17 protein-coding genes and 1 pseudogene are annotated in these 24,575 nt (G+C 39.4%); 10 read left to right on the top strand and 8 right to left on the bottom strand.

Features of this window, described 5'->3' with window-relative positions:
* On the bottom strand, positions 1–2,603 hold a 2,603-nt coding region (locus I8751_RS28100), incomplete at its 3' end, for an NACHT domain-containing protein (protein ID WP_214442366.1).
* Between the two features lie 733 nt (positions 2,604–3,336).
* Between I8751_RS28100 and I8751_RS28095 the strand changes: the two genes are divergently transcribed.
* Entirely contained in the window at positions 3,337–6,426 is a 3,090-nt protein-coding gene (locus I8751_RS28095; RefSeq protein ID WP_214442365.1) for a PA14 domain-containing protein, read from the top strand.
* 73 nt (positions 6,427–6,499) lie between these two features.
* Here I8751_RS28095 and I8751_RS28090 read toward each other — a convergent pair whose 3' ends face one another.
* Positions 6,500–7,381 carry a universal stress protein gene (locus I8751_RS28090; RefSeq protein WP_214442364.1) on the bottom strand — a complete coding sequence of 294 codons (882 nt, stop codon included), beginning with the start codon at positions 7,379–7,381 and terminating at the stop codon, positions 6,500–6,502.
* Between the two features lie 40 nt (positions 7,382–7,421).
* Entirely contained in the window at positions 7,422–7,730 is a 309-nt protein-coding gene (locus I8751_RS28085) for a TIGR03792 family protein (RefSeq protein ID WP_214442363.1), read from the bottom strand.
* A gap of 115 nt (positions 7,731–7,845) precedes the next feature.
* Between I8751_RS28085 and I8751_RS28080 the strand changes: the two genes are divergently transcribed.
* Positions 7,846–8,169, top strand: coding sequence for a phasin family protein (locus I8751_RS28080; protein ID WP_214442362.1), 324 nt, complete (start codon positions 7,846–7,848; stop codon positions 8,167–8,169).
* Between the two features lie 83 nt (positions 8,170–8,252).
* Complete coding sequence (locus I8751_RS28075; protein WP_214442361.1) at positions 8,253–8,774, top strand: FKBP-type peptidyl-prolyl cis-trans isomerase; 522 nt, start codon at positions 8,253–8,255, stop codon at positions 8,772–8,774.
* Positions 8,775–8,993: 219 nt separating this feature from the next.
* Here I8751_RS28075 and dnaB read toward each other — a convergent pair whose 3' ends face one another.
* Positions 8,994–10,346, bottom strand: coding sequence for a replicative DNA helicase (dnaB, locus tag I8751_RS28070; RefSeq protein WP_214442360.1), 1,353 nt, complete (start codon positions 10,344–10,346; stop codon positions 8,994–8,996).
* 134 nt (positions 10,347–10,480) lie between these two features.
* Complete coding sequence (locus tag I8751_RS28065; protein WP_214442359.1) at positions 10,481–13,519, bottom strand: zinc-dependent metalloprotease; 3,039 nt, start codon at positions 13,517–13,519, stop codon at positions 10,481–10,483.
* A gap of 512 nt (positions 13,520–14,031) precedes the next feature.
* Here I8751_RS28065 and I8751_RS28060 point away from each other — a divergent pair.
* The gene (locus tag I8751_RS28060) at positions 14,032–15,738 is read left to right on the top strand and encodes a pentapeptide repeat-containing protein (RefSeq protein ID WP_214442358.1); all 1,707 of its coding nucleotides are present in this window, start codon (positions 14,032–14,034) and stop codon (positions 15,736–15,738) included.
* Between the two features lie 128 nt (positions 15,739–15,866).
* The gene (locus tag I8751_RS28055) at positions 15,867–16,772 is read left to right on the top strand and encodes a S66 peptidase family protein (protein WP_214442357.1); all 906 of its coding nucleotides are present in this window, start codon (positions 15,867–15,869) and stop codon (positions 16,770–16,772) included.
* A 24-nt stretch (positions 16,773–16,796) separates the two neighbouring features.
* On the opposite strand, the gene I8751_RS28050 is transcribed toward I8751_RS28055, so the two are convergent.
* Positions 16,797–17,351: a 1,2-dihydroxy-3-keto-5-methylthiopentene dioxygenase gene (locus I8751_RS28050; protein ID WP_214442356.1), complete on the bottom strand. Its 555-nt coding sequence runs from the start codon at positions 17,349–17,351 to the stop codon at positions 16,797–16,799.
* 297 nt (positions 17,352–17,648) lie between these two features.
* Here I8751_RS28050 and I8751_RS28045 point away from each other — a divergent pair, with 297 nt between their 5' ends.
* Positions 17,649–19,091 (top strand): FAD-binding domain-containing protein, encoded by a 1,443-nt coding sequence (locus I8751_RS28045; RefSeq protein ID WP_214442355.1) that lies wholly within the window; start codon positions 17,649–17,651, stop codon positions 19,089–19,091.
* Positions 19,092–19,337: 246 nt separating this feature from the next.
* Here I8751_RS28045 and I8751_RS28040 read toward each other — a convergent pair whose 3' ends face one another.
* Complete coding sequence (locus tag I8751_RS28040; protein ID WP_214442354.1) at positions 19,338–19,541, bottom strand: ChaB family protein; 204 nt, start codon at positions 19,539–19,541, stop codon at positions 19,338–19,340.
* Positions 19,542–20,064: 523 nt separating this feature from the next.
* Entirely contained in the window at positions 20,065–20,526 is a 462-nt protein-coding gene (locus I8751_RS28035; RefSeq protein ID WP_214442353.1) for a pyridoxamine 5'-phosphate oxidase family protein, read from the bottom strand.
* 690 nt (positions 20,527–21,216) lie between these two features.
* Between I8751_RS28035 and I8751_RS28030 the strand changes: the two genes are divergently transcribed.
* The 4 genes and pseudogenes from I8751_RS28030 to I8751_RS28015 form a co-directional block, all read left to right on the top strand.
* Positions 21,217–21,840: an HMA2 domain-containing protein gene (locus I8751_RS28030; protein ID WP_214442352.1), complete on the top strand. Its 624-nt coding sequence runs from the start codon at positions 21,217–21,219 to the stop codon at positions 21,838–21,840.
* Positions 21,841–22,110: 270 nt separating this feature from the next.
* Positions 22,111–22,401: a DUF5132 domain-containing protein gene (locus I8751_RS28025; RefSeq protein ID WP_214442351.1), complete on the top strand. Its 291-nt coding sequence runs from the start codon at positions 22,111–22,113 to the stop codon at positions 22,399–22,401.
* A gap of 233 nt (positions 22,402–22,634) precedes the next feature.
* On the top strand, positions 22,635–23,813 hold the full coding sequence (locus I8751_RS28020; protein WP_214442350.1) for a Na/Pi cotransporter family protein: 1,179 nt from the start codon (positions 22,635–22,637) through the stop codon (positions 23,811–23,813).
* 244 nt (positions 23,814–24,057) lie between these two features.
* A pseudogene (locus tag I8751_RS28015) lies at positions 24,058–24,571 on the top strand (transposase); the annotation flags it as partial.
* Positions 24,572–24,575: the final 4 nt, after the last annotated feature.

Here is a 24,575-nt window from a genome sequence, read left to right as displayed (position 1 = left end):
TTCAGCCACGGGAGAATATTAAGATCATCTTTGAATCCTCTGGCTAATTCTTGCACTGCTGCTTGTCGCACATACTCATTATCATCAGTAGTAGCACGTTTTTTTAAGATAGCAAGAGTCTCAAAATCATCTTTGAATCCTCTGGCTAATTCTTGCACTGCTGCTTGTCGCACAGTCCAATTATCATTAGTTGTGACAAGTTGTTTCAGCCACGGGAGAATATTAAGATCATCTTTGAATCCTCTGGCTAATTCTTGCAAAGCTGTACGTCGCACATACTCATGATCATTAGCAAGAGCAAGTTGTTTGAGCCAAACAATAGTATCAGGATCATCTTTCCAAACTGTAGCAACAGATGCAACAGCTTTAGTACGAATTTCCTGCACTAGCTTAGTATCTTCTTCATCTAAATAGGGTTGGTAATAATAATCTAGATCATACTTCGTTAAATCTTTTAGTTGATGCAATAATTTAGTTGCTGTTGTCGCAATTAATAAACGATTTCTTACTTCTGCGAGACATTTAGCTGCCAAAAACAGATTAATAAATTTTTCTTCTTCGCCATTTTGAGACATTAAATAATCCAAAGTTTCGCAAACAAATCTCGGTTCAATCATGCCTGTGATTAAACGCAAAACTTCATGCCATGTTTCATCTTGCCAGTGTTTACCAAAAACTTCACTATTTAGTTCTTTGATTGATAGTGTTTGTGTTTCTTTAAACTGCCATACAAATTCCCAAGCACAGAAATATTCTAAAAAAGTTCGATGGACAAAAGCATAATAATCTGCACCCAAAAAACATAACATAAAGTTGCGAGTCCGCAGTTGATTAATCATCACTCTGGCAACTTTTGTGGGATGATCAAACTCTATATTTTTTAGATAGCGGCTTAAAATTTTTTCTAGCTCACCTACACTAATTAAATTACCAACTAGACCTTTAGCGCTAGTTTGCATTCGATAGGCAACTTGACGCAGCATTGCCTGTTTATCTTTATAATCAATGGTCTTAGGATCTAGCCGATAATCTTCAACCAAGGCACGTTCCACATCCCATTGATGCAGTAACACCCGCGATGCTTGTTCATAAAGTGTTGCTCTATCTCTGGGCAGTTCTTGATTACGATTAAGAATCGCCATCATTGTTAATAATAGCGGATTACCAGCTAGCTCTGTAATAGCTTTGGATGTATCAATTGCTCTTTGCAATCGCTCTTGTTTACGCAATCTATCTGTTTTATCATTGAAAGTTAATTCATGCCAGCGATTGATAAAATCTTGAATTTGTTCTGGTTCTAAATCTTGCAACATAAAGTGCCGAAACTCAGCATCGCGTAGGCGTTGCGGTTTATAGCCAATCACACGTGAAGTAACAATTACTCGCACATGAGGATATTCATTTGTAAAGCGATGAATATCCGTGATCACATCTTCTCGTTTCCCTAAATCAAATACTTCATCTAAACCATCAAACATCACTAAAGCATTACCAGCCTTGAGATGTTCATCAAGTTGATTTTGATTAAGATGATGGATTGTACCGCTACATTTATGAAAAAAATCGAGAAAATTATGGCACTCATTATTTTCTCGTCGCCGCATATAAGTGCGTAATTCAATCAAAAGAGGAATCGGTTGAGAAGTTGCATTTATTAGGGGTGTTTCTGCCCAATTTAACGCTAGAAATTGCAATAATGTAGACTTTCCTGATCCAGGATCTCCCAAAATTACTATATATTTATCTAGTGGATCATTGATAATATCCAATACTGAAAAAAATGGCTGCTCGAAATAAACTCTTTTGTAGCCTTCTAACTCTTCTAAAGCAATTTCTTCTTCTAGTTGGTTACTTTCTCGTAATCGTCTTAAATGTTCTTTAGGAAGTTCGTGAACATGGGGTAAAACTTGATGAACTTCTCGTACATTAGGAGCAATAAACATGCGCCATAACTTCAATTCATTGTAGGCGTAACCAGTCGTATCTAAACTATCTAATTTTAGGTTGCCATATCGTTCACGTAGTCCTTCTTGATATCCTGGTAAATCAAAATTTGTAGGAATACCAGCGATTTGTTGCAAACTCTCCTTTGCTGCTTCTAGATGTTGTGAATCTAGGATAGAACGTAACTTATCTGATTCTCTAATAATTGCTTTAACTTTTTTGAGATACCGCTTAGTAAGTCTTTCCCAGTCAAATTCCTGGGGAAGAATGGGCAAATTAATTTGATACCAAGTATTAGCTAAAACTTGAGAGTCTATTAACTGACAGTCTGGTTGAAAAGGATATCCCAGAATTTCTGTAAGAGATTTATGATAAATAAATATTTTTAAAGGTTGAATGTACTGTTTAAGTTCAACTTCTTCTAAATCTGCATCTTCTAATTCCTGCTGCATCAGCTGTAAAAATTCCTTGAGAGCTTTACCAGCAGCAATTTCAATATCTTCTTTTTTGAGTTGCTGTAAAATATTTTTGGGAATACATTTCAATAAATCTTTAGCCCAATCTTTAGCCGCGTCTTTTGCTAAGTCTTCAAAAATCGTCTTAAACACAAAACCGACAGCCTGAGTTACTCCCCAAATAGCCAACCAGTCTATTATCATACTCAAAGTCTGCTCTGTCTTAGACTTCGAGTATATACATCAGCTTCATAAATTGCTCTGAATTTCAGGATATTTGAAGAAATATAGTGCTTGTTTGTTGGGTACAATTACAATACCCTATTATTGGAATCTTTAAAATATCAGATTTTTCTTTGTTAATTCTTTATATATTGATTATTGTGATATTATCTCTTATTTTTGTAATTTTCATCTAAAATTCATCAAAAATTTTAGCTAGCTTTAAAAAACTAGATACCATTATAAATTTTTCAAAAATGTATAAAAAATAACAGCCAAAATCATTGAGAAATATGGTGTCATGTATGTAATTAATTAATTTAAATCAAATACAAATGTGTAAAATATTTTAATAATTTATATATAAATATAAGTATATACTTACTTTACTAAGATGATAACTGCTTGCTTCCAACTTCATGCACTCGTACTCGCACATCAGTTGGATTAAAAGCTATCAAGAATAGTAAGTATCTGCTTACGTAGACCATTAAAGCTATCTCTAGCATTTCCGCTTATATCTGCTTATTTAGAAGATATGAGAAGATCTGTTGCGACAATTTTCATCAATTAAATAACAGGTCAATTAGGATTTGCAAGTTAATTTGCGATCGCACTTTCATGCATAAATTTTTTAAGTAGTCCAGATAAAATTAATACCCGAATAAATAATTTAGGCATTAGTTTTAAATATTGTTACAAGGTATACATTTCCATGAATAACTTCTCCAAAGTTCAAGGTTCATCAGTTCTTGACCAACCCCTAAATTCATCAATTACTCCTCAGTCGTCTTTAAATACTCTTGAACTGGGGCAACCCCAAACTTTTGCTAAAGCTAGTAGCACTCCTACATTACAAGCTAACAACACGTCCTCTTTAGGTACAGGATTAAAGGCTGAATATTACGACAACAGAGACTTCACCAATCTAAAGCTAACTCGCACAGATGCAGCAATAGACTTTAACTGGGGTAAGGGTTCTCCTAACTCACTGATTGGTGCTGATACTTTCTCAGTGCGTTGGACAGGTCAAGTAGAAGCCAAGTACAACGAGAGTTATACCTTCTCTACCACTACTGACGATGGGGTGCGACTGTGGGTTAATGGTCAGCAAATCATCAATAAGTTTGTCAATCAATCTTCTACAGAGTGGAGTGATGTGATCGCCTTGCAAGCAGGTCAAAAGTATGACATTAGGATGGAATACTATGAAAATACCGGTGATGCAGTTGCCAAACTCTCTTGGTCTAGCGCTTCTCAAACCAAGCAAATTATTCCCCAGTCTCAGTTGTTTACTCCCATAACTCCTAGCACAGGTACAGGATTAAAGGCTGAATATTACGACAACAGAGACTTCACCAATCTAAAGCTAACTCGCACAGATGCAGCAATAGACTTTAACTGGGGTAAGGGTTCTCCTAACTCACTGATTGGTGCTGATACTTTCTCAGTGCGTTGGACAGGTCAAGTAGAAGCCAAGTACAACGAGAGTTATACCTTCTCTACCACTACTGACGATGGGGTGCGACTGTGGGTTAATGGTCAGCAAATCATCAATAAGTTTGTCAATCAATCTTCTACAGAGTGGAGTGATGTGATCGCCTTGCAAGCAGGTCAAAAGTATGACATTAGGATGGAATACTATGAAAATACCGGTGATGCAGTTGCCAAACTCTCTTGGTCTAGCGCTTCTCAAACCAAGCAAATTATTCCCCAGTCTCAGTTGTATGTACCAGTCTTTGAACCTGTTATTACATTGGGGCCATCTGTCACAACTGTTGGAGAATCTGGCGGTAATGTGATTATCAATGTGCTTCGGAGTGGTAACGACTTAAATGGTACATCTTCAGTTAAGTATGCCACTACAGGTGTAACTGCTTTACCAGGAGTTGACTACGGGACAAATGTAGAAAGTGAAGTCACTGGTACACTCACCTTTGCACCAGGAGAAACTAGCAAACAGCTTTTGATTCCGATCATTAATGATTCTGTAGCAGAATCAAGTGAGACTTTTAACTTCGCTATCGATCAACCAGATAGGGCAACTTTAGGAGTTCAAAGAACTCTTGGAATTACAATTCAAGACGACGATGGTCTAGAGTTGAATATTAATCAACCAGTAGTTAATGAAAATGTCGGTGCTGCTACGGTGACAGTTACACGAGGTAACAGTTCAGCAAATGCTAGTGTGGACTACCAAACCGCAGATGATACTGCTGTAAATGGTTCTGACTACACAACTGTATCCGGAACATTAAGCTTTGCAATAGGAGAAACCAGTAAGACAATTTCTATCCCAGTCATCGATGACACCATTGGCGAACCGAATGAAAGTTTTATTTTGAAGTTCAGCAACGCCGTTGGAGTGCAATTAGCTACCCAACAAACAACTGTTTCGATCATCGATAATGACCCAGGTACATTTGTAAAAAAGGATGTAGTGACTGGGTTGACTCAACCTACAGCTATTGACTGGACAGCTGATGGTACGCGGATGTTCATTGCCCAGAAAGGTGGGATAGTCAGGTTAGTAAATAATGGCACTTTACAAGCAACGCCATTTATCGATATTTCTAACCAGGTAAATAATGTACGCGATCGCGGTTTGTTAGGCATTGCCGTACATCCCGATTTTGGTAAAGCTACTAACCCCAAAAACTACGTTTACCTATTATTTACCTACGATCCACCAGAGACCAATCCTAACGATCCCAAAAACAATCCCAATAGCACATTGGACAATCCCGATCAGACTGGCAACCGTGCTGCCCGATTAATTCGCGTAGAAGCTGATCCCAACACCAACTACACTACTGCAAAGGCTGGTAGCGAAGTTGTGCTACTAGGCACAAATAGCACTTGGGAAAATATTAGTCGCCCAGATGGTAATAGCACGAATGTTAACTCTGACAATAACCTCAATAATGCGCCTTCAGGAATTGTCAACCAAAATGGTCAGCTCTATGCCAGCACCCAGGATTATCTTAACAATCTCAGCAATATTACAAACGTCAGAGACTTTATAGCGACTGATAGCGAGTCTCACTCCATTGGTACTGTACGCTTTGGTAGCGACGGTAGTCTGTTTGTCAGTAGTGGTGATGGTACTTCTTACAATCGGGCAGATCCCAGAGGGATTAGAGTTTTGGATATCAATAATCTATCCGGAAAAATTCTGCGGATTGACCCAATTACTGGTGAAGGCTTAACGGATAATCCTTACTATAACGGTGATGCTGATAGCAATCGCTCTAAAGTTTGGAACTTAGGTTTGCGTAACCCCTTCCGCTTTACCGTAGACGAAAGAACCAACACCCCATATATAGGTGATGTAGGTTGGAACACTTGGGAAGAAGTCAATACTGGCACAAAAGGAGCTAACTTTGGTTGGCCTTTCTTTGAAGGCGGTTTAAATGCAAGTGGGAATATTGTCAGTCTCAAACAACCGTCATATAGTACCAACGCAGCTATAAGTTCAATAGCTAACACTTTTTATAACAGTGATGAGCCTGTAAATTCACCAACTTATACTTACAAACATAACGGTTCTAGCGCGATCATAGTGGGTGATTTTTACACGGGCAATACTTTCCCTTCGATCTATCAAAATACCTTGTTTGTCGCTGATTCTAGTCAAGGAACTATTGATAATTTGACATTGGACAGTGAGGGCAAATTTGTTTCAGTTAGACGTTTTGCTTCTAATGTCGGAGCAGCCGTACAACTTAGAACTGGCAAGGATGGCAGTATATACTACGTAGACTTATACGGAGGAGCAATTAGAAAATATGAACCGGAAGTTTAAACAAGGATAAGGCGGAAAAGTTTCACGCACGGTTTCGGATGAGAAGGGTGGAGTGTTACTACTCCACCCGACTTTATTCGTCTTGGGATGGGAAAAACAATACAGGATACCAGCTTTGACGCAATACTTCAGCTGCAAAACTGGAAATTAACCATTCTTGAAGCTTACCTATTATTCCTGAAGATACCGCGATCGCGCTAATATCATCCATAAAAGCTGTCTCTAAAATCTCAGTGACAGAGTTTCCTTCCCGGACTTCTGTCTCTACTTGTAAATTTACCCCTTCCAAATCAGCTTTTATTTGAGATAGGGTTTCGTGAGCCTGTTGTGGTAGAACTTTTCTTGGTATTCCTTGGCGACCAGTGCTTTCTAAAACCCAGCAAAGTTTACAGTATTGCAAAAATCTTCCAGGCTGTTGCTTTGCTAAATGCTTTATCTGTTGCACTAAATAATTCGCCGCTTTACTATCGTTATATGGAATGAGCAAAGAGCGAAAAAGGTGCTGACAACGCAATGTTAATTCCTCACAGGTATAAGCAGAAATTAACTGAGGACGCACTACTAGTAGAGGAATTGTTGTTTGGTGCGATAAATCAGCCATTGTACTACCCACTAGTTTTTCTGTGAGTACGTTGCGACTTTGAGAACCTAATATAATTAATCCAGACTGATAAGCTTGTGCTACTTTGAGAATTGTCTCAACTGGCTTGCCTGATTGAACTTCTACGTTTACTTTTATATCAGCAGGACTTTCACCAACAGCTTCTGCTAAACGGGTTTGAGCTTGTTCTATTTTTTCACTATCGACTCGCGGAATAATACCTTTTTCCCATAACGGAACAACGTGCAGAAAAACAATTTGCTTTATCCCTGCAAGCCCAAGACTGGAAACAAAATGCGAAAGACGATGCAAACCGTCAGAAAAGTCTGTGCAAATTAAAACTCGTTCAAACATAAATAATTAATAAAATAGATTTATAAATATTTTACTTTAATTAAGAATGAGGAAACTTTCGCACTTGATACTCTGCTGATTCCACCAATTTATAAGTTTCTCCGAGTGCTTGGGCAAATCTGCTTTCAATAGCGACTAAATCTTCTAAGGGTATAGCTTTCCACTGTTCCCGTGTGGCCCAACGCATAATGAGAATAATTTCTGTAGAGTCGTTGGGATTAATCCAAACTTCTTTACCAAGAAATCCTGGATACTCAGCCAGTGCTGTTGTCCAAATTTCCGCATCTTGCTGGATGTAATTTTCTCGGATGTTTGGAGTTAGTTTAAATTTAAGCAGTTCTATAACCACACCTTTCACCTGTGTTTACTAATTTGCCAAAATAGAGATGTAGGCTAAAATAACCACGCTTCCAGCATAGCTTGAGCAAAGGACGGCTGGTTTGAAAAATGGAGAGGAAGGGAGTATGGACAGCAACAACTGGTTGCAACAGCTAATGATGGTTGGTATTGGCACAACTTCTTTGGTAGCAGAAAAACTGAAGCAAGTTGGTGACGACCTAGTTAAAGACGGTAAGCTGAATCCTGAGCAGGCTAAAGCGGTGATGGATGATGTTGTACAGCAATTAAAATCGGAGCAGGGAAACTGGGATGCCCAAATGCAACGGCAAATGCGAAACATGATGCAGGATTTGGGGGTGGCTCGTCAATCTGAAGTTGATGAACTGCGGGGTAGAATTGACCGTTTAGAGCGTCAAGTGCGCGATTTAGAAAATAAGCTTTGGCGTTAAGATGTTGTTTGTGATTTAAACTGATTGTGTCCTGTCGGTAATCTAAAATAATTGGCAGATTACCTAAGTAGGGAGAACTCATTTTGAAAGCAATTTTACTCAGCGTGGGTTTCATGCTGGTATGTGTTGTTGTTTTGGTGTTAGCACAAGTTGGCAGTAAACAAGACTCTGCGATTGCTGCTAACTTGAGCCAAACCAGACCAGCACCCACAAGTGTCATTGAAAACAATACTTTGATTGCGAGCAAGCCTATGTCTGATGCTAATGTCGTAACTACCCCCTCTGGACTGAAGTACGTTGAATTAGAAGAGGGGACTGGGGCGACTCCTCAATCTGGAAAAACGGTTGTAGTTCACTACACCGGCACTTTAGAAGATGGTACTAAATTTGATAGTTCACGCGATCGCGGCCAACCCTTCAGCTTTAAAATCGGCGTTGGACAGGTAATCAAAGGCTGGGACGAAGGACTTAGCACTATGAAAGTAGGCGGTCGTCGTCAGCTAATCATTCCCTCAGAGTTAGGTTATGGTTCCCGTGGCGCTGGTGGTGTAATTCCACCCAATGCTACACTGCTATTTGATGTTGAATTGTTGGATATTAAGTAGAGGCTAGGGAATAGGGAATAGAGAAAATAGGGGGAGCAGAGGAGCAACAAAAGGGGTAAAGGATGAACAAGCAAACCCCTGTCCTTTATCCCCAGAGGGAACCCCACCTTCCCCCTTCTTCCCAATGCCTCATGCTTTGCTCAATTAAAAATTAAATCGATTAGATTTCATTTTTAATTTTTAATTTTTAATTTTTAATTCCCGAAAGGAAGCCCCATTTTAATAATTTTTTTGTCCAGCTAAATTTTTAAACTTTGTAAATTGCGGGTCGAATAAAAGTTTAACAATACCTGTTGGGCCATTACGGTGTTTAGCTACAATTACTTCTGCAATGCCGCGATCGGGAGTATCTGGAGAGTAATATTCATCGCGGTATAACATTATTACTAAATCTGCATCCTGCTCAATCGAACCGGATTCTCTCAAATCTGACAACATGGGACGTTTATTAGTTCGTGCTTCCACCCCTCGACTCAACTGAGATAAGGCAATAACTGGTACAGATAATTCACGTGCTAAACCTTTTAATTGACGAGTAATCTTTGATAATTCTTGAACTCGGTTATCGCCTGCTCCTTCCATCAATTGCAAGTAATCTATTACAATCAAACCCAGTGTTCCTTGTTCTGCTTGCAGTCTTCTTGCCTGACTACGCATTTGTGTAACTGTAATATTGGGTGTGTCGTCAATAAAAATTGGCATCTCGGAGAGTATACCAATAGCACGGCTTAACGGTTCCCATTGTGTTTGACTTAGCCGCCCACTCCGCAGATAACCACTTTCAATTTGCGCTTCGCTAGCTAATAAACGTTGTGTTAGTTGCTCTTTGGACATTTCCAAGCTAAAAACAGCAACTGGTAATTTATAAGAAGCGGCAATATTATGAGCAAGGTTTAAACAAAATGCTGTTTTTCCCATTGATGGCCTGCCGGCGACAATAATCAAATCAGAACGCTGAAAGCCGCTGGTCATGGCATCTAAATCGTAAAATCCACAGGGAATGCCAGGTAAGGCAATACCTTGATTTCGATCTTCAATATCTTGAAAGTTATTAATTAGGGTATCAGAAATATGTACCAGGCCTGATTGAGGACGTTCTTGAGTTACGCCAAAAACTTTCTGTTCTGCTTGATCAAGGACGATTGGTAATTCGGTCTCAGTCTCGTAACCAAGATGGACAATCTCATTACCAGCTTTAATTAACATCCGCCGGAGGTATTTTTCCATTACCAACCCGGCTAAGGCATCAATGTTAACAGCTGAGACTGTGCGATCTACCAAAGTTGCTAATTTATTTCTCCCACCAATGCGGGTCAAAATATCGTTGTCAGCCAGCCAGCTTGTAACTGAAAGTAAGTCTGTGGGTTTACCTTGAGCGTGCAACCTGATAGCAGCTTGGTAAATATCTTTGTGAGCGCTAATATAAAAGGCTTCTGGAACCAGGCGATCGCTCACTCGACCGATCGCTTCCGGATCTAGTAAAATTCCCCCTAAGATCGCTTCTTCTGCTTCAATATTTTGGGGTGGTAGGCGATCGCTACCATCGCCTTGAAAACTTAATGCTTCAGCCATAAGCGATTTTGGATTATTGATCCGGGTTCATATTACCCTTATAATCCAAAATCACTACAAAAGACCGTCAAAGTAATTTGTAGTTGTAAGGTGTTAGCTCTGTACCCTCTTAATTACGAATTACGAATTAGTAATTAATTCCCTTGCAATGGGGCATTTAAGATTTTGTCGATGCGATCGCGCGTTTCTAAAATGTGTGCTTTGGTATACTCATCGTTGGAATTAACCTGCTTGAGTTTGTTATCTAGTTGCCCAAGTTTATACCAAGCTAAAGTACGAGCATCTTCGGGGACATATTTTTTTCGCAACACCATCGCTGACAAGATGTTTAAATATTCTCTTTGTAAGCCCCGCCGCAGACTTGTAATTTTCAGTGGTTCGCCTTTTGGTTTTAACACCTCTGTCCATATACCACTTTGTAAAGTCTCAAATAATTCTGGTAGTGAAAGTGCTTCATCTGCTGGAGTTTTGAGTTCGATATCTTTGAGGCGGAAGAGGCGATCGGCTGAGAGTAAATCCCGCAAAACTGCACTCTGCATGAACAAGATTAACTCAGAAATGGGATAATCCAAGCGACCAATCCGTGGATTACTACCCCAATGTCGCCAACGCGAAGGTGCTAATTTATTCAGCAATTCTGGTGAAAAGTTTAACGCACCTTCTGCAAACATATACTTGTGCAGTGTCTCTAATGCCTGTCGTTGTTCTTCGACGGGTACTGACTCAAAGGGTAATCGCTGTTGTTGTGTCTTACTAGATGACACTTCACCAGCCTTGACTCGGTGAAAAGACTGTCCTCCAATATACTTACTTGTATAGTATATTTGCTGGAAATAACTACCCAATACCGTGCTAAAGCGATCGCTCAAATCGCTATAACTTTCCCCTGCCATTGGGAAACGTTTATTGAGACGTTCCCACATCAACCGTGAATTATCTAACTGCCAACGAGAATAAAGCAACACATTGTTACTGTTGTCCCAAGCATTAGCAGTCGGGTCAAGGTCATACACATCTTCATCAGTGGAATAACTTAACTCAGGCTTGTAAGATTGGTCAGCAATTTCCTGCAAAATTGGCTTTTCAGCTATTGTACTTGTTGCTTGAGTTGGCATGTAACCGTACTTAATCGCCCAGTCATCGTACACTCCCACCATATTAGGAAAATAATCACCTTGTTTTGTGCCTTCAGGTGCAATATTCGGCGGAATGTAGTCCATCACCGAAGTAGTCAGACCTTTGGCGCGAGTGATTTCGGTGTTATTCATCTGCTCTGGTGGTAACAAGGTACTACCACGGAAGTTGTGACGTAAACCAAGAGTGTGTCCAACTTCATGGGCAATGATTAATCGTAAATATTGATGGATATACTCTTTGAGTTGGTCTTGGCTTGCTGCGGCATCAGGCAACAGTGTCATTGCCAGAGAGCCAAAGGCAAACTGATTGGCAGCTTCCATCCCATAGCACAAATCGTACTCACTTGCCATTTTAGATAACTGAGGAAACAACTTCTTGGGTTCTGATGTTTCCTCTTCGTCAGTGTCTTTATCTTTGGCATCTAAGCTATTGGCACAAAGCAGGCGATTTTGCATTAATGCTGATAAAGAAGTGCGCGTTGACATTTGGTTGGGTTGGACAATTTGGCGATATTCACTTTTGAGTGCCCGCACAAAGCTAGCATCTACGAGAATGTCTGCATCCAGAATTTCTCCAGTCAACGGGTTAACGCGGGATGGCCCCATCGCAAAATAACCATCTACTGTGTTAATCCAACGAATTGTGTTGTAACGAATATCGCTGGGATCCCATGTCGCATTATCCGGCATTTGCCGCACTTCAATTGCATCCTTGAATCCGGCTTTGAGAAAGGCTTTGTTCCACATCAGTACCCCTTCTTTGATGGCATCACGGTACTCAAGTGGCACAGCGTTATCAATCCAGAAAACAATCTGTTTTTTGGGTGGAGAAATTGCTGCTTTTGGATTTTGTTTTTCTAAATGCCAGCGATTAATGTAGCGGACAAAGGGATCACCGCGATCGTCTTTGGTTAAGTCTTGGTAAGCAGTAACGAAATAACCAACACGCTCATCAGCCAAACGTGGACGAAAATCGTTGTCTGGGAGTTGAGAAAGACTGTAATGAACGCGTAAAGTGAAGCCACGTCCGTCAGCTAAGACGGCAAAATTGGGTATGTCTTTCTTGCTACTGCTAGAAAAATTCAAAACCGATTCAACTTCTAAGTTTTGAGGAAAAGCCTTAGCATTGCCAAAATACGACTGGTCTGTGCTTGCAGAAAGACCCAAACTTAAAGACAACCCAGCCAAGTCTTGAAGCAGCAAATCGCTCAAGTCGATGAGAATAGTTTTGCGTTCTGGATGAATGCTTTTGATGGGAATGCTGTAAAGAACAGAATCACTAAACGACCGAGCTAGCGATCGCGCTTGCGGATCTCCCTCACGAGTGCGAAAATTGACATTGCGGACAGCAAAGTGTAAGTTTTTATCTACCCGCTGCCAGTAAAATAAAAAATCTTGCAATGGCATCCCACTGTAAATGCCTTGTTCACCAATGCCCGATTCTAGTGTTGCCGTAGCTAAGTAATTTTTATTCAGCTGCTCTGGTTTAATTTCTAGATAAATTTTATTCTTTTCTTGATTGCGATATAGGGTAAAAAGTCCCCCCTGTTTTTTAGTATCTTTAATTACTTCATCAAAGGGTTCTAAGTCATCCTTTTTTGGGGTTTTGTTATTTGTATTAGGTTTGCTGGCAATATTGCCAGCTTGCAAAAATGGTTGCTGCCCTGCCTTTTTTGTATCTTTAACTACCCAATTAAAAGGCTGGTGCTGTGCTTGTTGATGATGATTAATCACCCATACCTGTTCAGGCATTCGTCCCAAAGATTGATATGAGGCAGGGTACGTAGTGCGGAGGGACAACTCTTTTCCTGCTGCTTTCCGAAGCTGTTCCCCTGCTTTTTCATGCGGCTGTAATGCTCCCAAAAAACTTGTTTTGGGATCAATCTTTACTCCTGGATTAACCAGCAGCTTATCTGCTTTCTGGTTAGCAGGTAACGTTGTATTGATCCTATTACTAGGTAGCACCTTAGCACTAGAAGTTGAGATTCCTAAAAATAAGCTATGCAACAAAATTACATAAAAAGTTACTCTGTTCATTCAAACCATCCCTGATAAATACCACTAATCAATTTTTAATTTTTGACAAACTAAAGCATCTTAATCTCATCTAATGCAGCCAACTTGAAAATGCTCCTAGCTTACTAATATCAAAGATGGAATTTTCAGTTAAGTGTTAGCTGAGATTTTTATGTTTAATTGCGATGTTTTACTGTAATATTCTTCCTAATAATTGTATCTGTAGCAAACATTACGTCTGATTTTAAATCAGACCTTTAAAGATGCTGGAAAAAATATAACAGTCTAGTCAGAATAATGCCAAATAATTAATTCTACTGAAAAATGAACAAATATTTAAGCTAAAACTTGGTTTTGCCAAGACAAAAAGCTCTTTACACCTGCCCTTGAGCTTTCAGCAACAAACTCTCAACTAAGAATATATATATTACTTGATGTTTTTATGTTTGATCTCTAAAAACTAACTTAATAAACATAAATCTTTAGAAAATCTTTAAATAAATACTAGCTAAATAGTAAAAAAGGATACAAAAATGTCACAAATATCTCAGATTTGGCAGCTTTTGAAAAATTATGCCAAGGGTTCATGGTTGCAAGAAATATCAAAGTCAAAGTCTCTGAAAACAGCAGTATTTTTTTCCACAAGCAAAAAAGACCAAAGTGTTAAATTTTTTCAAGATAACCTACAGAAAGTTTTATCGCCACAACGACTGCAAAAAAGTCTGGAAACATGGATAAAATCTGGCGCAAGTTGTACTTTTAACACCAGCGATTACCAGCTGCATGAAGAGATTTACGATGTTTTAGGTAATGGCGCATTGACACCAGAAATAGTCGCCCAACTAATGGACTGGTTAAAACAACAGAAAACATCTCGTCTTGATATACTTTTCCAGCGTCTAGAAGATTTTTATACTCGCTGGTGTCAGGGGGAATTTATTGATGCTGCACCAAGTCATAACTTGCCTCAAAAAAAAATGATGGCAATTTTAGCACAAGATATTGCGATCGGACTCAGACAAGTAGATATATATGCTGGACTTAATGTCCTAATTTTACTTTTAGAGTTACATCGCTATGGACAAGAGCAAGAGAAGTTCCAGCCCCAAATTACCTTTTATCCATCAACTAAACCTGATACAGATAACTTTTTTACATCACAACTGCTGCGGATTATTAACTACAGTGATGCCATTGAAATTGGTAATTTTAGTAGTATAGTCGGGGAATTCCTCAAAGGTGGCAACTTTAGTGGTGCTTATCTTGGTGATGTCAACCTCACAGGTGTCAATTTCAGTGGTGCTAATCTTAGTGGTGCTTATCTGGGTGATGCCAACCTCACAGGTGTTAATTTCAGTGGTGCTAACTTAACTGGGGCTAATTTTGGTGATGCCAACCTCAGTGGTGCCAATCTCAAAAATGCTGACCTCAGTAATGCCGACCTGGGTAGCGCTAATCTCAGCGGGGCTAATTTGAGCAGTGCTAACCTCTACCGCATCGACCTCAGTAGTGCTGATTTGAGTAGCAGTAACCTCCACAATGCTGATCTCAGACATGCCAACCTGAGTAGCGCCAATCTCAAAAATGCCGACCTCAGTAGTGCTAACTTCGCCCACGCGATTCTCTTCAGTGCAAATGTTAGCGATGCCAACCTGAATCATATCAACCTTAGCCATGCCGACCTTTGCCGTGCTGACCTTAGTGGTGCTAATCTCAATCACGCTATTCTCAATGGTACTAACCTCAGCGACACTATTCTTTTTAGTACTAACCTTTGTGATGCTATTTTGGTTGCCGCAGACCTGAGTTACGCTAAACTCAATGGTGCCAAATTAAATTACGCTAAACTCAACGGTGCAATGTTTTTAGGCGCTGATCTTAGTGGTGTAGAACTTTGTGGGGTCACACTCAACGAAGCTGATCTCAGTGGAGTAATTCTCAATGATGCTGATCTTAGAGGCGCTGACCTCACCGATGCGATTCTCTTTGGTACAGACCTCAGCTATTCTAACCTCAACAGTGCCAACCTCAGTGGTAGCAATCTCAGCGGTGCAATTCTCAATGGTGCAGATCTTAGACGTACCAATCTAAGCCAAGCCATTCTTAGCGGTGCTGACCTCAGCGATGCCAACTTAGAAGAGATGAACTGGGGTAAAAAGCAACAATGGGAAGGTGTACGGGGATTAGAAACAGCATTTAATGTGCCAGAAACGTTGAAACAAGAATTAGGGTTGAGTTAGTTCAAGACAAGCAATAAGGTAGAGGGTTTTAAAATTTTTTCACAGATGTAAAAATTACTAAGTAATCAAACGGACATGATATAAAAGGTCAAAAGTTAAAAGTAAATTAAACTACTCGCCAATTATTCATGCAATCCAAAATCTTACCCCCATCCTTGCAACCTGGTGACTTACTACGAGTAATTGCCCCTAGTGGTGCTTTGCGAGAATTTGAGGCGTTTGGACGGAGTATAGAAATTTGGCGATCGCGTGGTTATCAAATCGAAGTTATTCCCAATATCGAGGAAAAATGGGGGTATTTAGCCGGAAAAGATGAAAACCGCCGCCAACAATTAGCCGCAGCCTGGCAAGATCCCGAATGTCGCGGTATCCTTTGCACGAGAGGCGGTTTCGGCAGTACCCGCATTTTAGAAGATTGGAGTTGGCAGTCTTTAAGTAACCCAGTAATTCCCAAATGGCTGATTGGTTTTTCTGACATTACCACGCTGTTATGGAGTCTTTATGCAGCAGGTATTTCTAGTGTTCACGCTCCCGTACTGACCACTTTAGCAGATGAGCCAGATTGGTCAATTCAGCGATTATTTGATTTGTTAGAAGGTCGTCCTCTCGCCCCTCTCAAAGGTTGTGCTTGGGGTGGAGGCGTTGTTAGTGGCGTTTTATTACCGAGTAATTTGACTGTGGCTACCCATCTTTTAGCTACACCAATACAGCCAAATTTAGATGGTGTAATTTTGGCGTGGGAGGATGTCACCGAAGCACCCTATCGCATTGACCGAATGTTAACGCAGTGGCGTTTAAGTGGTGCTTTATCAAAAGTTCGTGGTATTGCCTTGGGAGGTTTTACCCGATGTGAAGCCCCACCAAACATACCTAGCTTTAGTGTTGAAGAAGTACTGCGCGATCGCTTGGGCGATTTGGGTATTCCTATTGTCTCTGATTTACCCTTTGGTCACGATAGTCCTAATGCAGCATTACCAGTGGGTGTATTGGCAACTTTAGATGCAGACCAGGGCGTTTTAAGTATAAATGCGTAAAAAATTGGTGCTTCGTAGTTCAAGTTAGCGAGGCTTGTACAAAGAATCAATTAACTGAGTACCTGTATAGTTGGGAACCCAACCATCTGCGGTCGTGAAATAGCGCACAGCTTTAAAATTTAATGATGCTCCCGGACTGCACCAGTGTTCTACTCCCGCTGAGATATAAATGTAATCTTGCGACTGAACCAAAAGCTGTACTTGGCTACCATCAGGTTTAACAAACCCAAAGATTATTTCTCCTGACAGTACATAAAGAGCTTCAGGAGCAGTATGAGTATGATAACTACCGTAGGTAGCTATTAATGTTTGAAGAGTGGGTGAACCTGGATGCAAATTCAGCAAATCGCACCAGAGATAGCCATTTTCTTGCTGGATAAATTCAAAGACACTGTTATGGAGTTCTATAATGTAGCGTTTTTCTGAATCAGTTAAAGAATCCTGTTCTAATAAATCAAAAGAGAAAAGCGATGTACCTGGATCGTAGCGTTTTAGGTAAATGCCCAAAGATGCAAGTTGACTAACTATCTCACTTAAGTCACTTTCAACTGTGCCGTCGTCTAATAATAAAGTAGCCATGACAGGAAGACTAATTTAACTGTTCGGAATAAGAAAAGTATACTTACACTTTAACTCCACAAGCCACTATTGCCGATAGATCTACCGGGGTTTATATAGAAGAATAAGGGGAAAAGGAAGCAGGGGAGTGTCATAAGCAAGGGGAATAACACCTGACCACTGACAACTAACAACTGACAACTGACAACTGACAACTGACACCTGACCCGTGCAGCCCAAATAAATTTATCAACAGAATGATGCTCAAGGGTATCACTAGGGTCTAATCTAGTACAAGCGAACTATGATTGATATCGAATGTCTGATTTAATTTTGTTTTGGCATCGCCGCGATTTACGTATTTCTGATAATACAGGACTAGCAGCAGCAAGAGAGCAGAGTCCCAAAGTAGTGGGCGTATTTTGCCTTGATCCCAACATTTTAGAACGGGATGATGTTGCCCCTGCGAGAGTGACTTACATGATTGGCTGCTTACAAATATTACAACAGCGATATGCTGAAGCGGGAAGCCAATTGTTAATCTTACATGGTGATCCGATAGCAGCAATACCAACTTTAGCTGCGGCATTGAATGCTAAAGCTGTGTTTTGGAATTGGGATGTAGAACCTTATTCACAAATTCGCGATCGCAGCATAATTGATACGCTAAAAGAAAAAGGCATTGAGTTTCTTCCACCAAACTGGGATCAACTCCTCCACTCACCAGAGGAGATTCGCACAGGTGGTAATAGTCCTTACACCGTTTACACCCCCTTCTGGAAAAATTGGAGTAGTAAACCCAAGGCTCAACCAGCAGAAACTCTCCAAAATACCGAAGCATTGACAAAAGCTGAACAGGAAATTGCCCTACAAGCAGGGGCAATTGAATTACCCTCAGCTAAAGATTTAGGATTTATCTGGGATGGAGGATTAATCATTCCACCAGGAGAAGCAGCAGCACAATCTAGGTTAGAAGAATTTACTAATCAAGCAATTATTGAATATCAAGAACAGCGGAATTTTCCAGCAGTTGACGGTACGTCACAATTGAGTGCAGCTTTTAAATTTGGTGTTATTGGCATTCGGACTGTATGGCAAGCCACAATGGAAGCACAAGAAAACAGTCGCAGCGAAGAAGCACAAGCAAGTATCCGTACTTGGCAACAGGAACTAGCTTGGCGAGAATTTTATCAACACGCAATGTATAACTTCCCAGAATTGGCAGAGGGTGCTTACCGCGATACCTTCAAAGACTTTCCTTGGGAAACTAACGAAGAAAATTTCCAGGCTTGGTGCGAGGGAAGAACAGGTTTTCCTATTGTGGATGCAGCAATGCGACAGTTAAATGAAATTGGCTGGATGCATAACCGTTGTCGCATGATTGTTGCTAGTTTTTTAACTAAAGATTTGCTAATTAATCCCCAATTAGGAGAAAAATACTTTATGCAGAAACTGATTGATGGCGATTTATCTGCAAATAATGGCGGTTGGCAATGGAGTGCTTCTAGTGGGATGGATCCCAAACCCGTGCGGATTTTTAATCCAACCAGTCAAACACAAAAATTTGATCCAGAAGGCGAATACATCCGACAATGGGTTTCTGAATTACGTTCTGTAGATACAGAATATTTAGTAACTAATAAAATTTCACCTTTAGAGCGTCATGGTATCGGCTACCCTGAGCCTATTGTGGATCATAAACAGCAGCAACAACAGTTTAAACAGCTTTATCAGCAACAAAAAGTAGTTAGTAGGGACTAGGGGCTAGTATAGTACGGCGGAAATAAACCACCCATAAGAAATGTCTCAAACCCTTGCAAAAGCGTAATTACGAATTACTAATTACGCGCAGCGGGACTAGGGACTAGGAATGTATCATACCAAATTAAATAATGTTTACGACAGATAAATATATTCTAAAGGGCAAGGCATTGCCTTGCCCCTACAATCTGTCGCATTCTTTTTTCAAATTGGTATTACATTCATAAAAAAATTGCTATTTAGCAGCTATTCTGGCTTTTTGTGCCACTGCCCATCATCACCTTTTTCATAATCGCGCTTCACCGCACTCCAAGCAACACGAAAAGCACGTTCTTCTTCGTCGTATTCTTCTTCAGCGTTGTTAAATGCAGCCTGAAAAATTTCTTGAGCGTGTTTAGGTAAGTGTTCTTTGACTGAATCTGGTAAATCATCAATTTTTTGATAAGGCACATAACACTTCCTGGTTGTATGCAATCTAGTAGGGGCTAGAGGCTAGGTAATACTGTTCAATTAAGTATTTTTAGCTTGGAATTGGTTATGGGGTAAGGGTTAAATCTCAGTGTTTCTGTAATTAAATAAATTACTTTTAAACCGCAGAGTCGCTGAGAGCGCTGAGAAAAAACAAGAGATTTTTCTAGTTACCTTGAAAGGGCTATGCCTTAACACTTGCCCTTCTTCTCAATGCCCTATGCGCCATTCCCCAATTCTCAATTATCAACTTGCCGTTTGGCTTTGAGGTGGAAAGCTGTGTTGGATTCTGCCTACATTAGCATCAAGTTCTTTAATTGAGGATATGCTCAGAAAAAATTGCTCTCGCGCCTGCACCAATAAAACCGATCCCCTGTAAAAATTGCCGCCGCTTTATTTTTAAAGATAAATGCTTTTTGGCGGCTTCATAGTTATTTTTGCCTGCTATTTAATCGTTGTAATTGAAAATTTAACTTATGCTAATCAAGTTTAAAAATTCAGCAAATTAGCGAGATGATAGTGTAGATAAATTAATTGTTTGTGCTTTGAAACTTGTTCGACTATCCCAGTAATCCGCCTTATTAATATTCACTTTTAGCAATGCAATGTCCGGTTCATCTAATCCTTTTGGGAACCAAGTTTGTAGTTTTGACTCCCACTTTTCTTGCATCGTATCTCGGTCTTGCACCAGTTGTGCTGTACCGGATAAAGAAATATATTGCTGCTGATCGGCTGATGAAAAACTCACATTTACCTGCTGATTGTGTTCAATTTCAGCAACTTTATGGGAACTGCGATAAATGAAGAACCAAAGTGTCCCTTCAGAGGTTATTTCACCATTTTTGGACATTGGGCAACTATGCAAGCTGCCATCTTCTTCTACTGTGGTCAACATACCACAGTCAATATCTGCTATTAGTTCACGCAGTTTTTGAATCTGTTGATTGCGGTCTGTAGAAGTTGTCATTTATTGTATTATTCTCTGTTGTGTTTTTTTAGACGTAGAGTTTTTACTAACAACCAGTTTTAATGGTTAATAAAACTCTTTTTTAGTGTTAACGTTTTTAAATTCAAATTACGTTGATCTAGAGATATAATTCTCTAAAAATGAGCTTTTTTATTTATACCTATATAGATAGTTGCGTAAAATAATATCTGACAAATAATTTCCGCTACAGATTTATATAGGAAGGATGCCATATCTCCAAACTTATACTTACTCATTTTTGGAAATATGCCTTTCGATATATTTATTTTTTTAACTCCGTAAAAAATGGGCGAACCGGGAGTTAAATTTGATATAAGACTCATATTTGATTTCTAAAAAAACTCTGTAGACTTTAGAAGTATTTTTTCTTACTACTTGCTCCATATTTACGTAGATAATTTCCCAAATCAAAGCGGATTCCTATATATCCGTTGATAATAGTAGATGCCATTATCACCTGTCCCTAGTAAGATGATAGCGACGGGTGAATTGATTAACATAAATAGGTAAAAACTAATTAGAATTTTGTACATTAAATGTGACTTGCAACAGTATCTAAGGTTATTGATTATTTAGCAAAAGCTGGTGTTACTTGTGTAATAATTGCAAACGGGTTGGTGCAGGTCTTAGGTGACAAAATTCATTGTGATTTAATTGAAATCTAAGAAGATGACTTCTAAAAAATTGCCCCACTCTGGCCAGAATGCTACTAGCAATCTGCATAAACAACAGCATCAAAAAAATACTAAAAACTCAGTTAATCAAACAGGTGTACCGCCAAAGATCTCATATACTGTTGCCCATGCAATTCCAGGGCGTATACGTTTTCGGATTCCTCGACTTGGTGGAGATTCTGAGTATGCTAATAAACTTCAGCAACTAATAGCATCAGATTCTAGGATTAAAGATGTCCGTATTAATCCTAGTGCAGCATCCATTGTGATCAGTTATCAACGAGGAAATGTTACTGATAGTAAAATGCGATCGCATTTAATTCATCTCATCCAAAATGCACCCAATATAGCTTTACCTGCTAAAACCACAACAAAGCCAATTGTGGGAGCTATTTTTGATGCTGTGATCAATTTTATCGATAGTACACGTAACATTAACCAAGCACGACAAGCTAGTAGCTATCAACAGTCTAAAAAAGATATTTGGGAACGGGTATTAGAGGGTGCAAAAACCTTCATCAAGGGCATAAAATCAGCTACGATGTTTATTTTACCCAACAAGCGATCACCATCGCCAATTAGCGATCGCCAACCACCCTTACAGCCATCACCACTATAAAGGCAATTCGCAATATATTGCCTTAAATTACAGATTCCAAGCTTATATAACAAAACTTTTAAGTAAGTTATTAGCTCAAAAATTAGTATAAGAGCTAATTTGATTTCAAAGAAAGCTAGCTTTTGTAACTAGGTATAAACTAGAGCAATTTATTTAGATGCTCAGAAAATCATTATGTAAATATTGATAACAATATCAATTATGCTGGGTTCTCCATTTAATCAAGATTAGTACGATTAAGGTGTAGGAATTTAGGAGTTAAGAATCCTCATGGCTCTTAAAATGATACCTGAATTAGACGAAGTAGTTGAAGGTCTTGGTGTCCCTGGTATTGCTGCAATAGTTCTTCTACCTGTAATTATTCCTGCGGTAGGAGGTATTAGTAAATCCTTAACCAAGGCAACTATCAAAGGTGGAATTGTCCTTTATGAAAAGGGTAAAGGAGTAATTGCAGAAGTTGGTGAAAATTTTGAAGATATCATTGCTGAAGCCAAAGCTGAACTAGCTGAACAGCATACTAGTAATATAGAACCTGCCTCAACAGAAGAGGAAGTTAGCTAGGGCGTGCTCCTAATCAATCAACCTTTTGAGGGATGGATATTTTACCCATCCCTTTTTTGTAAAAAATCAAGTTCCGCTTGATGTCAATTAAACAAGATTACTTGGGAATATTTTAACATAATTGCCAAAACTACGACAAAGCAACAAATTAGTGTAGGAAATGCGAATTTGGCAGCAATATGGACACAAAAGCTATCAAAACTCTCATATTCTTCAATTTTTAGGAGGGAAAAATGTCCTTCAAAAAAATTATTATCAAATTTATATTTTTACTGATTTTGTCTTTATTTTTATTTATTAGTGTCTTCAATTTAAAAAATGATTTCTATCCTGTTGTCACAGAATCTTCAATCATCGGACAGCAAGTAACAGCAATAAGTATTAAAAAGATTGAAAATCAGCAACAATTCCAGAAGACCGAAACTATAGGCGCAGTTAATCAACGAAAACCACAGGAAGAATTAAATACTTTTCATATTGTGATGGGCGTAATTGCAGGTTTGGTGCTGTTTTTGTATGGTGTAACCAAAATGGCGGAAGGTATGGAAGCACTGGCAGGCGATCGCGTCCGAAATATCCTCCGTAATTTTACTAGAAACCCCTTAGCAGGAGTGATGACTGGCACAATTGCTACCACTATTTTAGATTCATCATCAGTAACAATTATCATTGTGATTGCAATGGTGAGTGCAGGTTTATTAACTTTTGTCGAATCTCTGGGTGTAGTTTTAGGCTCTAATATAGGTACAACTTTTGGAGCGCAAGTTGTTGCTTTTAATATTGACGAATATGCACCCATCGCATTATTCATCGGTTTTTTATTATTTTTACTGGGAAGAAATGAACCTCTCAAACAAAGTGGCCTAATTGTACTGGGTATCGGTTTACTCTTTTTTGGTCTTGGCTACATTGAGGATGCCACAGCACCATTTAGAGATTACCCGCAGTTTATTAATTGGATGGAGAGTTTAGGGCATAACACTTTACAAGGTGCTTTAGTGGGAGGATTGTTTACAATTTTGATTCAATCTTCCTCTGCTACTCTAGCTATTGTTGTCACTTTGGCTAGCCAAGGCTTGATTTCATTACCCACAGGTATTGCCCTTATGTTGGGTGCTGAAGTTGGCACTTGTGCTGATACCCTAGTTGCTACCATTGGGCGTGAGCGTCCCGCCATCAGAACGGGAGTGTTTCATCTAATATTTAATCTGGCTTCTGCCTCTATAGGGCTTTTATTTGCTAGTCAATTGGCAGCATTATCTCTATGGGTTTCTAGCTTAGCAGGGGTAGGGGATAATGTGGCACGTCAGATTGCTAATGCACAGTTGATATTTAATTTGCTAGGAGTATTGTTAGTGCTAGGATTTTTACCCTGGATTGCCCGTGGATTGGAGCGACTGATCCCCGATTAATTCAGCTAGAAACCTACGAGCAGAAACTCTAAAAATAACCTAAGAAACCTAGCCTTCAATTTGAGTGGCTTTTATAGCCCCAGACTTCTAGTCTGTTCGCGTAGCGGGCGATCCGCCAAAACGGGATGCTTCCTGACATAGGGTTCATTAAAACCTGTTCTCAAATTTGTTCTGATTTTATCTTTCTTTTGTCACTCGGGGAAGAGTAAAATCAGAAAAGAAGTCTGAAAGGCAGGAGGGGACGATGACACAGCCAAGAAGCCCCAAACCCAGCATCAAATTTGTGGATGAATATTGTGCAATCTACAGAAACATCTTTCCAGAAGTCAGGAGTTTTGAAAATTTCCGAGATTTACATTTGGGAATGATATCAGAAATAAAAAGGAAATCTTTACCAGAAATAGCCAAGGTAGTAGGTTTAGAAAATCAGCAATCATTACACCATTTTTTAACAGAATCACCGTGGTCAGTAGAATCATTGAAGAAGCGAAGATTAGAATTAATACTGCGAGTGTTAAATGAGCAATCGCTAATTCTAATAATTGATGAAACAGGAGACAAAAAACAAGGTCGTACTACAGACTATGTAAAACGGCAGTATATTGGGAACTTAGGCAAAATAGAAAATGGAATAGTGGTAGTGACACCCTATGGTGTGATTGAAGATATGACCTTTCCATTAACATTTCTTTCTTTGTAAACCACGCGAGAGATTGAAGGCAGGAGATAAATATAAAACCAAGCCAGAAATTGCAGCAGATT

The organism is Atlanticothrix silvestris CENA357, assembly GCF_016056295.1.
GTDB classification, from domain to species: Bacteria; Cyanobacteriota; Cyanobacteriia; order Cyanobacteriales; family Nostocaceae; genus Atlanticothrix; species Atlanticothrix silvestris.
This window is presented reverse-complemented; position numbering and strand designations above follow the sequence as displayed.

What these genes read in the sequence shown, in the direction of transcription:
- I8751_RS28095 (WP_214442365.1), top strand. Translation starts at nt 3,337, where the DNA reads ATGAATAACTTCTCCAAAGTTCAAGGTTCATCAGTTCTTGACCAACCC.
- I8751_RS28090 (WP_214442364.1), bottom strand. Translation starts at nt 7,381, where the DNA reads ATGTTTGAACGAGTTTTAATTTGCACAGACTTTTCTGACGGTTTGCAT.
- I8751_RS28080 (WP_214442362.1), top strand. Translation starts at nt 7,846, where the DNA reads ATGGACAGCAACAACTGGTTGCAACAGCTAATGATGGTTGGTATTGGC.
- dnaB (WP_214442360.1), bottom strand. Translation starts at nt 10,346, where the DNA reads ATGGCTGAAGCATTAAGTTTTCAAGGCGATGGTAGCGATCGCCTACCA.
- I8751_RS28065 (WP_214442359.1), bottom strand. Translation starts at nt 13,519, where the DNA reads ATGAACAGAGTAACTTTTTATGTAATTTTGTTGCATAGCTTATTTTTA.
- I8751_RS28060 (WP_214442358.1), top strand. Translation starts at nt 14,032, where the DNA reads ATGTCACAAATATCTCAGATTTGGCAGCTTTTGAAAAATTATGCCAAG.
- I8751_RS28055 (WP_214442357.1), top strand. Translation starts at nt 15,867, where the DNA reads ATGCAATCCAAAATCTTACCCCCATCCTTGCAACCTGGTGACTTACTA.
- I8751_RS28050 (WP_214442356.1), bottom strand. Translation starts at nt 17,351, where the DNA reads ATGGCTACTTTATTATTAGACGACGGCACAGTTGAAAGTGACTTAAGT.
- I8751_RS28045 (WP_214442355.1), top strand. Translation starts at nt 17,649, where the DNA reads ATGTCTGATTTAATTTTGTTTTGGCATCGCCGCGATTTACGTATTTCT.
- I8751_RS28035 (WP_214442353.1), bottom strand. Translation starts at nt 20,526, where the DNA reads ATGACAACTTCTACAGACCGCAATCAACAGATTCAAAAACTGCGTGAA.
- I8751_RS28030 (WP_214442352.1), top strand. Translation starts at nt 21,217, where the DNA reads ATGACTTCTAAAAAATTGCCCCACTCTGGCCAGAATGCTACTAGCAAT.
- I8751_RS28025 (WP_214442351.1), top strand. Translation starts at nt 22,111, where the DNA reads ATGGCTCTTAAAATGATACCTGAATTAGACGAAGTAGTTGAAGGTCTT.
- I8751_RS28020 (WP_214442350.1), top strand. Translation starts at nt 22,635, where the DNA reads ATGTCCTTCAAAAAAATTATTATCAAATTTATATTTTTACTGATTTTG.